General features: G+C 66.0%; 12 protein-coding genes. 5 read left to right on the top strand and 7 right to left on the bottom strand.

What is annotated here, in order from left to right:
* Positions 1–1,619 (bottom strand): DHA2 family efflux MFS transporter permease subunit (locus Q0W90_RS09020; RefSeq protein WP_297701283.1); only part of this gene is annotated, 1,619 nt, incomplete at its 3' end.
* A 158-nt stretch (positions 1,620–1,777) separates the two neighbouring features.
* Here Q0W90_RS09020 and Q0W90_RS09015 point away from each other — a divergent pair.
* Together Q0W90_RS09015 and Q0W90_RS09010 are read left to right on the top strand one after the other, a co-directional pair.
* Positions 1,778–2,482, top strand: a complete 705-nt coding sequence (locus Q0W90_RS09015; RefSeq protein WP_297701281.1) for a DUF2334 domain-containing protein — start codon at positions 1,778–1,780, stop codon at positions 2,480–2,482.
* 46 nt (positions 2,483–2,528) lie between these two features.
* Entirely contained in the window at positions 2,529–4,196 is a 1,668-nt protein-coding gene (locus Q0W90_RS09010; protein ID WP_297701279.1) for an FAD-binding dehydrogenase, read from the top strand.
* A 33-nt stretch (positions 4,197–4,229) separates the two neighbouring features.
* Here the strand turns inward: Q0W90_RS09010 and Q0W90_RS09005 are convergent, their stop codons facing one another.
* On the bottom strand, positions 4,230–4,868 hold the full coding sequence (locus tag Q0W90_RS09005; RefSeq protein WP_297600417.1) for an MBL fold metallo-hydrolase: 639 nt from the start codon (positions 4,866–4,868) through the stop codon (positions 4,230–4,232).
* Here Q0W90_RS09005 and Q0W90_RS09000 point away from each other — a divergent pair.
* The 3 genes from Q0W90_RS09000 to purQ all read left to right on the top strand — a co-directional run bounded on the left by Q0W90_RS09000 (position 4,845) and on the right by purQ (position 6,552).
* Positions 4,845–5,579, top strand: a complete 735-nt coding sequence (locus tag Q0W90_RS09000) for an ATPase (RefSeq protein WP_297600420.1) — start codon at positions 4,845–4,847, stop codon at positions 5,577–5,579. The genes Q0W90_RS09005 and Q0W90_RS09000 overlap by 24 nt on opposite strands.
* Before the next feature lie 62 nt (positions 5,580–5,641).
* Positions 5,642–5,881: a phosphoribosylformylglycinamidine synthase subunit PurS gene (gene purS / locus Q0W90_RS08995; protein ID WP_297774195.1), complete on the top strand. Its 240-nt coding sequence runs from the start codon at positions 5,642–5,644 to the stop codon at positions 5,879–5,881.
* On the top strand, positions 5,878–6,552 hold the full coding sequence (purQ, locus tag Q0W90_RS08990; RefSeq protein ID WP_297774193.1) for a phosphoribosylformylglycinamidine synthase subunit PurQ: 675 nt from the start codon (positions 5,878–5,880) through the stop codon (positions 6,550–6,552). The genes purS and purQ overlap by 4 nt, the downstream gene beginning before the upstream one ends.
* Here the strand turns inward: purQ and Q0W90_RS08985 are convergent.
* The 5 genes from Q0W90_RS08985 to Q0W90_RS08965 all read right to left on the bottom strand — a co-directional run bounded on the left by Q0W90_RS08985 (position 6,549) and on the right by Q0W90_RS08965 (position 11,173).
* Complete coding sequence (locus Q0W90_RS08985) at positions 6,549–7,934, bottom strand: wax ester/triacylglycerol synthase family O-acyltransferase (RefSeq protein ID WP_297774191.1); 1,386 nt, start codon at positions 7,932–7,934, stop codon at positions 6,549–6,551. The two genes, purQ and Q0W90_RS08985, sit on opposite strands and share 4 nt — an antisense overlap.
* Before the next feature lie 25 nt (positions 7,935–7,959).
* Positions 7,960–8,775, bottom strand: a complete 816-nt coding sequence (locus Q0W90_RS08980; protein ID WP_297600432.1) for a lysophospholipid acyltransferase family protein — start codon at positions 8,773–8,775, stop codon at positions 7,960–7,962.
* A gap of 178 nt (positions 8,776–8,953) precedes the next feature.
* On the bottom strand, positions 8,954–9,421 hold the full coding sequence (locus Q0W90_RS08975; RefSeq protein ID WP_297600434.1) for a YbjN domain-containing protein: 468 nt from the start codon (positions 9,419–9,421) through the stop codon (positions 8,954–8,956).
* A 102-nt stretch (positions 9,422–9,523) separates the two neighbouring features.
* Positions 9,524–9,991, bottom strand: coding sequence for a cupin domain-containing protein (locus Q0W90_RS08970; RefSeq protein ID WP_297600437.1), 468 nt, complete (start codon positions 9,989–9,991; stop codon positions 9,524–9,526).
* A 135-nt stretch (positions 9,992–10,126) separates the two neighbouring features.
* Entirely contained in the window at positions 10,127–11,173 is a 1,047-nt protein-coding gene (locus tag Q0W90_RS08965) for a zinc-binding dehydrogenase (RefSeq protein WP_297774187.1), read from the bottom strand.
* Positions 11,174–11,258: the final 85 nt, after the last annotated feature.

The raw sequence follows: 11,258 nt of genomic DNA, 5'->3' as shown, positions 1-11,258 counted from the left end.
TATTCGCCGGCAGTTTCGCTTGCCGGCTTTTTAGGAAGAAAGGATGCCGGAATAACCGTGCAAACCACCAGCACGACGGCAATCACGAATACCGCGGTATACGCGTGTGAAAGATCGTGCACCACATTCCCCCAAAAGCCCGGGACAAGCGACTGTCGCGGTATTGCGGATTGGTCAACCGGCACGCCGTCGATGGCCGCCCTCTGCTGCAACGCGGCAACCTTGTTTGCTGCCACGATATTTTGGCTCCGATTGAACTGATTCGTCAGGATCATCGACATCAGCGCGGTTCCCATCGAGCCACCGACCTGGTGGCTGACGCTCATCAACGTCGTTCCCCGGGCGATTTGATGCGGTGCCAGCGCCTGCACCGACGCGACGGACAACGGCATCATGGTGCAGCCCATGCCCAGGCCCATGACCGCCAGCCCCACCAGCAGCACAGGTAGATAGTTGGCCTGCCTGGCCACCCCGAACGCGAAAGCGCCCAGGCCGGCCGTGATCAACGCGATGCCGACCAGCACGATCTTGCCCGGCCCCTGGCGGTCCACCAGCGGCCCGGTCAGCCGCATGGTCAGCATGGCGCCGAGCCCCTGAGGGATCATGTGCACGCCTGCCTGCATCGGCGTCTGATGCAGCACTTGCTGGAAGTAGCTGGGAAGCAGCAGCCCGGCGCCAAAAAATGCGCCGGCGAAGACGAGCATCGTCACGTTGGCGTGGGTCAGCACCGGATTGCGGAACAGCCGCAGGTCGATCAGGGGATGATCGGCGCGCTGCCAGGCGTGCGCGACGAACCCCGCGATCAATGTCAGTCCGATGGCGGCCGGGATCACCACATGGCGGTCGGCCACGGTACCGCGGCCCGGGATGGACGACACCGCGAACAGGAATGTCGCCAGGCCCGGGGACAGCAGCAGCACGCCGACGGCGTCGAAGGTTTCCGACCGGGCCGGATGATCGCGTGGAAACACGATCGCCGCGAGGAATACGGTGAGCAGTCCGATCGGCACGTTGATCAGGAAGATCCACCGCCAGCTCGAGGTGTCGATCAGCCAGCCGCCCAGGATCGGCCCGCCGATCGGGGCGAGCAGCATGGGGATGCTCAGGATCGACATCAGGCGTCCAAGCCGCCCGGGGCCGGCCTCACGGGTCAAGATCATGAACCCCAACGGCAGCAGCATGCCGCCACCGACACCTTGCACCACCCGAAAGATGATGAGCTGCAGGATGTTTGCGGCAATCGCACAGAGCAGCGATCCCAGCATGAAGGCCACCACTGAGCCCATGAAGAGCCGTTTGGTGCCGAACCGGTCGGCTGCCCACCCGGTTATCGGGATCACGGTCGCCAAGGCAAGCGTGTACCCCGTCATCGTCCACGCCACAACCGCCTGAGAGGACGCGAACTGCTCGATAAAGGTGCGCTGCGCGACGCTGACCACCGTGATGTCCAGGATCGCCATGACCGTCGCCAACATGCACACACCGGAGACCCGCAACAGCGCGGCGTCCAGCTTGTCGGGATACTCCCGTTCGTCGGCGCCCAGCTGCCCGGCGGGGGCATGGGGCAGCGGCGTTTTGGCCGCTGCGTAGGAGGCCTCGTCCATGGCGTTGCTTAGCATATCGAACAGATCGGGTCCGCCGGTGCCGGTGGCTGTTTGCTGGACGGTGCCGATACGGCAGCCGGCGAAATCAATTATCGCGCTTGGGTGAGCGCATATACGCCTGCTGTCTGCGTGTCCTTCACCGTTCCGACACTTGAGGTCGGCAAACTGCTGGTGTGTCTGGAAAATTGATCGTCTCGGTCTCGGGGATTGGCGAACGCACCTTGCCCGACGTGGAGGCGTTCTGCGCACAAATGGACGCCCGCAAGGTACCGGTGTCGCTACTGGTGTCTCCCCGCCTGCCCGGGGACTACCGGCTGGATCACGACCCGGGAACCGTTGACTGGCTGACCACCCGCCGCGCCGGGGGCGACGCCATCGTGCTGCACGGCTACGACGATGCACTCACCAAGAGACGTCGTGGTGAATTCGCGATCTTGCGGGCGCACGAGGCCAATCTGCGATTGATGGCCGCCGACCGGGTTCTCGAGCACCTCGGGCTGCGTACCCGGTTGTTCGCGGCGCCCGGCTGCGTGGTGTCACCAGGTGTCGTTAAGGCATTGCCGGGGAACGGGTTTCGCATGCTGGCCGATCTGCATGGGATCACCGACCTGGTCCGGCACATCACGGTGCGTGCACGAGTTCTCGGCATCGGGGAAGGCTTCCTCGCCGAGCCGTGGTGGTGCCGCACCGTGGTGCTGTCCGCCGAGCGGATCGCTCGCCGCGACGGTGTGGTGCGGGTGGCGGTCGCCGCGCGTCACTTACGTAAACCCGGGCCGCTGCAGGCGATGCTGGACGCCGTCGACCTGGCGTTGATGCACGACTGCACACCGACGGTGTACCGCTGGCGCCGCGACAAGGCCCTACTCGACGCCGCCTGACGAAGAGACTGCCTGACCTGCTGTCGGGCCACTACCCTGGTCCGGCATGAGCGATTCTTCGGTTGCGGGGTTCGGCGCTGATGCCATCGTCGTCGGGGCGGGACTGTCCGGCCTGGTCGCCGCCTGCGAGCTGGTGGATCGCGGCTTGCGGGTGCTGATCCTCGACCAGGAGAACAGCGCCAACCTGGGCGGGCAGGCCTTCTGGTCCTTCGGCGGTCTGTTCTTCGTGGACAGCCCCGAGCAGCGTCGGTTGGGAATCCGCGACAGCCATGAGCTCGCGCTGCAGGACTGGCTCGGTACGGCGGCATTCGACCGGCCCGAGGACTATTGGCCGCGCCAATGGGCCCATGCCTACGTCGATTTCGCCGCGGGGGAGAAACGCAGTTGGTTGCGGTCCCGGGGGCTCAGGTTATTCCCGTTGGTGGGCTGGGCCGAGCGCGGCGGGTACGACGCACAGGGGCACGGCAATTCGGTTCCTCGCTTCCACATCACCTGGGGTACCGGGCCCGCGCTGGTCGAGATCTTCGCCCGCCAATTGCGGGATCGCTCGACGGTGCGCTTCGCGCCCCGCCACCAGGTCGATGAGTTGATCGTCGAGTGCGACGCGGTGACCGGTGTCCGGGGTACCGTGCTGGAGCCCTCGGTCGCGGCACGTGGAGTCGCTTCGTCACGAAAAGCGATAGGAGAGTTCGAGTTCCGCGCCGCCGCGGTAATCGTGACGAGCGGCGGCATCGGCGGCAACCACGAGCTGGTGCGAAAGAATTGGCCGAAGCGGATGGGGCGCGTTCCCGAACAATTGCTCAGCGGGGTGCCGGCCTATGTCGACGGCAGGATGATCGGCATCACGCAGAAGGCTGGTGCGCGGGTGATCAACCCGGACCGGATGTGGCACTACACCGAAGGCATCACCAATTACGACCCGATCTGGCCGCTGCACGGGATCCGCATCATCCCGGGGCCGTCCTCGGTGTGGCTCGACGCGAACGGCAAGCGCTTGCCGGTTCCCCTCTATCCCGGCTTCGACACCCTCGGCACGCTGGAGTACATCACCAAATCCGGGTTCGACTACACCTGGTTTGTCTTGAACGCCAAGATCATCGAGAAGGAGTTCGCGCTTTCCGGGCAGGAGCAGAATCCCGATCTGACCGGACAGAGCGTACGCGAGCTCCTGCGGAACCGGGTGCGCACCGGGCCACCCGGGCCGGTGCAGGCGTTTGTGGATCGGGGTGTGGACTTTGTCAGCGCGAATTCGTTGCGCGATTTGGTGGCCGCGATGAACAAGCTGCCCGACGTTCAGCCGCTCGACTATGCCACGGTGGAGGCCGCGATCACTGCCCGGGACCGGGAGGTGGCCAACAGGTTCAGCAAGGACGGGCAGATCACCGCGATCCGCGCCGCCCGCGGCTATCTGGGCGACCGGCTCGGCCGGGTCGTGGCGCCGCACCGGTTGACCGACACCAAGGCGGGACCGATGATCGCGGTCAAGCTGCACATCTTGACGAGAAAGACCTTGGGCGGCATCGAAACCGACCTCGCCGCGCGCGTGTTGACCGCCGATGGCACGCCGCTTACCGGCCTGTACGCCGCCGGCGAGGTCGCCGGGTTCGGTGGGGGCGGCGTGCATGGCTACCGCGCATTGGAAGGCACCTTCCTGGGGGGCTGTATTTTTTCGGGCCGCGCCGCCGGCCGTGGTGCCGCCGATGACATCACGTGATTGGCCGAGCACTCGCGCGGTGAGGTGGTCCCGCTAGAAGGTGACGGCGTCCTCTTCGGGCAGAACCTGGAAGTCGGTGCTGGTCATCTCGGTTAGCCGGCCGTAGTAGATGCCACGCGCATCCGGGGCGATGATGCCCTGGTGAATGGGAACGGCACGCGCCGGTGCCACCGCGCGCAGGTAATCGACCGCCTCCGAAACCTTCATCCACGGGGCGGCCGCCGGGGTGGCCAAAACGTCCACCGGCTCGTCGGGCACGAAGAGCGCGTCGCCGGGATGCATCAACCGGGCACGATGCCCGGCATCGCCCACCAGAAACGAAATGTTCTCGATCACAGGGATTTCCGGGTGGATGACCGCGTGCTTGCCGCCCACGGCTCGAACGGTCAGTTCACCGATCTGCAGTTCGTCGCCGACACGCACCTCGCGGCACGGCGCGCCCAGTTGCGCGGTGGTCTGCGGGTCGGCATACAGCGCGGCATCCGGGTTACCCTCGAGCAGTGCCGGTAGCCGTTTGCCGTCGATGTGGTCGGGGTGCTGATGAGTGATCAAGATGGCGGTTAAGCCGGTGATTCCCTCGAAACCGTGGGCGAACGTTCCGGGATCAAACAGCACGCGTGTCTGGTCGAACTCGGCGAGTAGGCACGAATGACCGAAATGCGTCAGTTGCATATCTACGATTGTGCCTTGATGGACAAGCTGCCGCTGCGCGTGATCCTGGCCACGATGCTGGTCGCCGGCAGCTTCGCGGTTGCCCTGATCGTCGTCATCCCCGCGCACGGTGAGCCCGAGACTTGCCCCGGCATATGCGACCGAATCCCGAACACCGCGTGGATCGATCAGCGTGCCGTGCCGCTGGACGCGGTTTACCACTGGCCCGCGCTGGCCGGTCAGGCGGTACAGACGACCGGTTCGGCGCCCGGGCCGCGTTTTCGGTTCGAGGAGCTGTGCGCCACGCCGGCGACATACCAGGACCCGCGTGACTCGGCGGTCTCGGCCCGCTCGACGGTTCAGCATCCGGACGGCCAGTGGCAGCTGCAGGCCCAAATCCTGCATTGGCGTGGCGATACGGCGCAGGGTGGCGCGATCGCGTCCGCGGCGTTTCGTAGCGCCGTCGCCGCGCTGCGGAGGTGCCAGCAGCGTGCGCCGCTGCAGTCGCCGTCGCTGACCAGCGATGAAACCACTCGCATGGCTGCCGTGATCAGCGGCCCGATCGTGATGCACACCTACCTTTTCGCGCACCCGGCCAGCAGCACGATCAGCGAGGTCACGCTCTGGTCCTCGGCGCCGCCGCAAGCGTCCTGGCCGGCGATGGCGGACGACCCGGTGCTCAACGCCATGAGCGCGCCGCTGTGCGAGGCCTACATTGCCTCGTGCCCGTGATCCCGAGCTGCGCTTTCGCCGGTAGAGTTGGCGCCGAAACGCCAAACTGAGGAGGAGCGCCGGTGGCCCGGGTGATCGTGAGCGTGATGCCCAAAGCGGAAATTTTGGACCCGCAGGGTCAGGCAATTGTCGGCGCGCTGGGCCGCCTCGGTCACCCGGGGATATCAGATGTCCGGCAGGGCAAGAGGTTTGAGCTCGAAGTGGACGACAGCGTGGACGATTCGGCGCTGGCCGAGATCGCGGAATCGCTGCTGGCGAACACCGTGATCGAAGACTGGACGATCAGCCGGGAGCCGCGGTGACCGCACGGATCGGGATCATCACCTTTCCCGGCACGCTCGACGATGTGGACGCGGCCCGCGCGGCGCGGTGCGTCGGAGCGGAACCGGTCAACCTGTGGCACGCCGACGCCGATCTGAAAAGCGTCGACGCCGTGGTGGTGCCCGGCGGCTTCTCCTACGGCGACTACCTGCGGGCCGGTGCGATCGCCAGGTTCGCCCCCGTGATGGCCGAAGTGGTGGACGGCGCGCGGCGCGGCATGCCGGTATTGGGAATTTGCAACGGTTTTCAGGTGCTCTGCGAGGCCGGCCTGCTGCCTGGGGCGCTGACCCGCAACGTGGGTTTGCATTTCATCTGCCGCGACGTGTGGCTGCGGGTTGCGTCTACGTCCACGGCGTGGACGTCGCGTTTCGAACCGGACGCCGATCTGCTGGTGCCGCTGAAGTCCGGTGAGGGCCGTTACGTGGCCCCCGCCGAGGTGCTCGAGGAGCTCGAGGGCGAGGGGCGGGTGGTGTTCCGGTACCGCGAGAACGCCAACGGTTCGCAGCATGACATCGCCGGCGTCAGTTCCGCCAACGGTCGTGTGGTGGGGCTGATGCCGCATCCCGAGCATGCCATCGAAGCGCTGACCGGGCCGTCCGACGACGGCCTGGGCCTGTTCTATTCCGTGCTGGACGGGGTGCTCGCCGGCTAAGCGGAAACGCCTGCGGCATCGCGTAATTCGTCGAATGCCGCGCTGATCGCGTCCGTCGCTTCATGGGGGTCGTCGAACGTCTGGTCATCGGTGAGCACGGCGACGCCGAGGCGGTCGACGTAGCTCCACACGGTGATGTTGACCGGGGCGCCGGGCGAGAGCACACCCGTGGAATAGATCTCGCTGACGGTCGCGCCGCCGAAGTGGCCGCGTTCGCGCGGTCCGACGACGCTGGACACGGCGACGTTCATCAGCTTGTTCGGCATGTCACGCAGACCCAGCCACCGAAATGCGGCCGGGGCGAGGGCGGTCGGCAGGTAGGCCATCATTTTCCCGTAAAGCTGCGGGCCGAGGATTTCGTGGTCTTCTTTGGCGATTCGGGTCGCCACCGAGATCAGCCGGGCGCGTTCGATCGGGTTGTCGACATGCACCGGCAGCGAAATCATCAGACCGCTGATCTCGTTGCCGGTGATCCGGTCCGACTTGTCGGTGGCCGTCGGCACCGATGCGATGATCGGGCGCTCGGCCGCGCCGTCGTAAGCCAGCAAGAGTGTTCGCAGCCCGCCCGCCGCCGTCGTCAGCACCAGATCGTTCATGGTGATGCCCAATGCCTTCGCCGTCGCCTTGGCCTGCGGCAGCGGTAACGACGTGCTGGCGAACCACCGCCGGGGGGAGACGACATGGTTGAGGAAGGTCGGGGGTGCGTCAAACGCGTCGGCCAGGTCGGGGTGATCTCCGCGCTCGCGGGAGCGGCGGCGCACCCGGACCAGCCCGACGAGCGCGTCTTTGAGCAGCCTTGGCAATTGCGCGAGCTGCCGTACGTGATCGCCCGCGGCCGCCCGCAGCAGATCGGCGTCAGAAGCTGTGACGCCGGCTTCGTCGTTGTCTTGGTCGTCGGTGAACCCGTCCCGCAGATCCATCGCGCGCGCCAGCAGGTTGACCGAAGCGACGCCGTCGGCCAACGCGTGGTGCACCTTGCCGATCACGGCGAACCGACCGTCGGCCAGTCCCTCGGCGAAATGAAATTCCCACAGCGGGCGGCTGCGGTCCAGGGGAGTGGACGCCACCTCGCCGATGACCCGATCGAGTTCTCGCCGGCCGCCCGGCGCGGGCACCTGGACGCGACGCAGGTGGTAGTCCAGGTCCACCTCGCAGTCTTCCTGCCACATCGGGTGATGCAGATGCCATGGGATGTCAACGAGCTTGTAGCGCAATGGTTCCAGCAGATGAAGCCGCCGGCGCACGTGGCGGCGGAACGCGTCGAAACCGAATTCCCCCTCAAAGTCGGCCGGGTCGAGGACCGCCACCTTCAACGTGTGCGTGTGCAGGTTGGGCGTCTCGCTGTAGAGGAGCATGGCGTCCATGCCGTTGAGTCTTTTCACGCGTCAACCCGCCCTGCCGGCGAGTTCAGCCCAGGATCGGGAACCGGCGCTGCCCGGCCAACCGCTTGAGCGCGGCCTCCATGACGGCGCGAACGTGGGCGTCGACCTCGTCGATGTCGGGGTGGGCGCCGAACTGGGCGGTGACGTCGATCGGCTCGAGAACCTCGGTGACGATCTTTGCCGGCAAGGGCAGGTTGGGCGGAAAGATCACGCTCAGCCCGAACGGGAACCCGACGCTGATCGGCAGGATGTCCATCCGGGCCTTGGTTAGCCCCAGCTTGCGGGCAAGCCAGTTGCCCCGGGTCAAAAACAGCTGGGTCTCCTGGGCGCCGATCGAGACGGTCGGCACGATGGGCACCCCGGCTTCAATCGCGGTCCGCACGTAGCCGGTGCGGCCGTTGAAGTCGACGGTGTTGGCGCTGAAGGTCGGCCGGTAGGAGTCGTAGTCGCCGCCGGGAAACACCAGAACCACCGCACCGGAATGCAGGGCGGCGGCGGCGTTTTCGCGGCTCGCCTCGATCACCCCGAGGCGGCGCAGCCACCCGTCCATGGGCCCCATGAACAGCCCGTAATGGGCCAGCGTGTAGACCGGTCGGTCGTAGCCGAACGTCTCGTAGAAGGCCGGGGAAAAGATCAACACATCCGGGGTCAGCATGCCGCCGGAGTGGTTGGAGACCACTAGCGCCCCGCCGGACGACGGGACATTGTCGATGTTTCGCACCTCGGCCCGGTAGTACCGTTTGACAGCCGCCCCGAGCGCTTTCGCGATCTGTTCGGTGAAGGCCGGATCCCATTTGGCGGTTTCGTGATTATCCGCCGCGCCCACACCGCTGCCCTTCATGGCTCCCCGCTGTCGTGATCGTGCCATTTGCTATTGGTTGCCGGTATGACGCCGGTCTCAAACCTCAGCCCCTGAGTGACATATCGCACTCTCGGTCTAGGAGAATATCATATTCGTTTGCTGGAAGGTGTGGTCGTCCAGCGGGGACAGGTCCGCGAGGGTTCTTTGTGCGCGGGCCTCAGCCGGCGTGACGCAGCAATGGCCCTTCCGCCGACGGCAGTTCGACGGCGGGGTTGAGCTCCTCAAACAGCTCGGTGGCATCCGCGATCGTCAGGTCGACGAAAGACACGAAATCGGCGAAGGGGGCCCCGCTTCGGATCCATCGCGACTTGCGGGCCACCACACCGATGCGCTGTGGATCGGATGAGCCGTGCACGATCGCGGTGACGTGGCGATCCTGACGGTTCCACTTGTCGGCGAAGTACGTCAGCCAGGAACGGTCGACGGCCGGGAAGTAACACCCGGGAGTGACCCGGATGATCAACACGTCGTCATGCGCGGGAGAGATCTCGAAGTGAACGTGCAGCCGCCGCGGAGCGCCGGTGACGAAAAAGTATTCGCCATCGTGGTGGCCGCTGAAATACCGCCGCCCGCGGGTGCGCAAATAATGTTCGACCAGGTTCGCGCACGTCTGCTCATGCGTCATGAGACCTATGTTGCAGCCGATGACTTTGCGAATGCTTGGAGCCAAGCGATGTGGCACCGAAGAATCTGTTGAGAATTCGCTGAGCGACCGCAAGCCAGCCGTCTATTGAGGCTCGCTCAGCGGATACAGCGCGGGAAGATTGATCACGATCGCGTCCTGGGTGCTGCGGGCGATCACCACCTCGGCGGTCGTGCTGGGGTCGGGGTTTTCTTCCCGGTGCGGCAGATACGGCGGGATGAAGACGTAGTCGCCGGGTTCCGTTGCGATGCGGACCTCCTGGACGCCGTCATGAAAGACGAACTCCGGGTTACCGCTTCGTACATAGATCGCGGTCTCCGAGTCACCGTGGTGATGGTTGTCCGAGGCGGATCCCGGCGACGCGTGGGTCTCACCCATCCAAAGCTTTTCCGCGCCGACCGACCGGCCGGACAGCGCGGCGAAGCGCCGCAGCCCCTGCGACTGCGCCGTGTCCGAGCTGATCTCCGACGCCTTGATGTGCCGCACCCGGTTGCGCGCGACCGGTGTCGCCGTGTCGTCGAAGTCAGGATGGAATCCGTCCGAGGTGGCCATGGGTCAATTATCGTCCGGTCCTCAGGGCTCAGCGAGGCCCGAGGCGTTCGGCCAGCTCGCGGAGGTCACCGGCAACGACGTGGAATGCTTCCTCTCCTGAATCCCTTGCGTGGAACCCTGCTTCCCGGCCACGCATCACTCCAGCACGACGACCATCTTGCCGCCGGCATCTCCGGCCTCCATCAGCCGGTGTGCTTCATGAATCTGGTCGAAGGAGAAGACCCGAGACGGTTTTGCCTCCAGCGCGCCGTCGGCGACCTGCCCGGCGATGTCCCGCAGGGGCACGTCGGACAGTGGAAAGCCCGGCGTGCCAAACACAAAGCTGCCGAAGAAGTTCCAGTTCACGCCGGACGGCATGCGCAGCAGCGGGTTGAAATCACCGATGGGATCCAGTCCGCCCAGCCACCCGGCCAGGCAGGCCGTGCCGCCGCGGCGCAGCATGTCCAGGGAGTCGAGGATGGTGCTGTTTCCGACGAGATCGAGGACGGCGTCAATCGGGCTGCTCTCGGGGAGGTGGGCTGCCAGGTCGCGCCGCTCCAGCTCGACGCGCGAAGCCCCCAGCTGCTCGAGCATCTCGAAGCGCCCGCTGCTGCGCGCGGTTGCGACGACTCGGGCGCCCGCGGCGACCGCCATCTTGAGCGCAGCCTGGCCGAGGGACGACGTGGCACCGCGCAACACCAAGGTCTGCCCGGCTTTGAGGTCCAGATTGCGGAAGAGGCATGTCCATGCCACCGCGAAGGATTCGGGCAACGCCGCCAAGGTCGCCCACGGCAGATCGGACTCGAGGAGGGCAACGTTCGCCGCGCGCACGCGGGTGTATCGGGCGTAGCTGCCATTGATGGTTCGGCCAAGGCCTCCCATGAGCGCGGCCACCTTGGCGCCCACCGGGAACTCACCGCCGGGGCACGAGTCGACGGTGCCGACGCATTCGATGCCGCTCACTTCTGCGGCCTCGGCCCATTCACCCCGACGCATGTGCATCTCGGCGTGGTTGATCCCGAAACCCTTTACCGCGATGACGACTTCGCCGTCCCTCGGCAGCGGCTTGGGAATTTCGTCGTACACCAGGCTGTCGAGCCCGCCGAATCCCTTCAGGATGATCGCCGCCATGGTTTCGCCGCCGCCCTTCTCGCGTACGACGGCCGGCGCGGTGGGCAGCTGTGGTGAGTCGGTGACGGACATGGACTGCCTCTTTCGATCGTTGGCAGCGCGAGGACGCCGGGTGGCCGCCGCATAATAATGGGCTAACTGACCCATTATTATCTTC

Origin of the sequence: Mycobacterium sp. (assembly GCF_025933915.1) — a bacterium.
Classification (GTDB): Bacteria; Actinomycetota; Actinomycetes; order Mycobacteriales; family Mycobacteriaceae; genus Mycobacterium.
The sequence above is the reverse complement of the archived record's forward strand: the minus strand, read 5'-3'. Positions and strand labels throughout refer to the sequence as shown.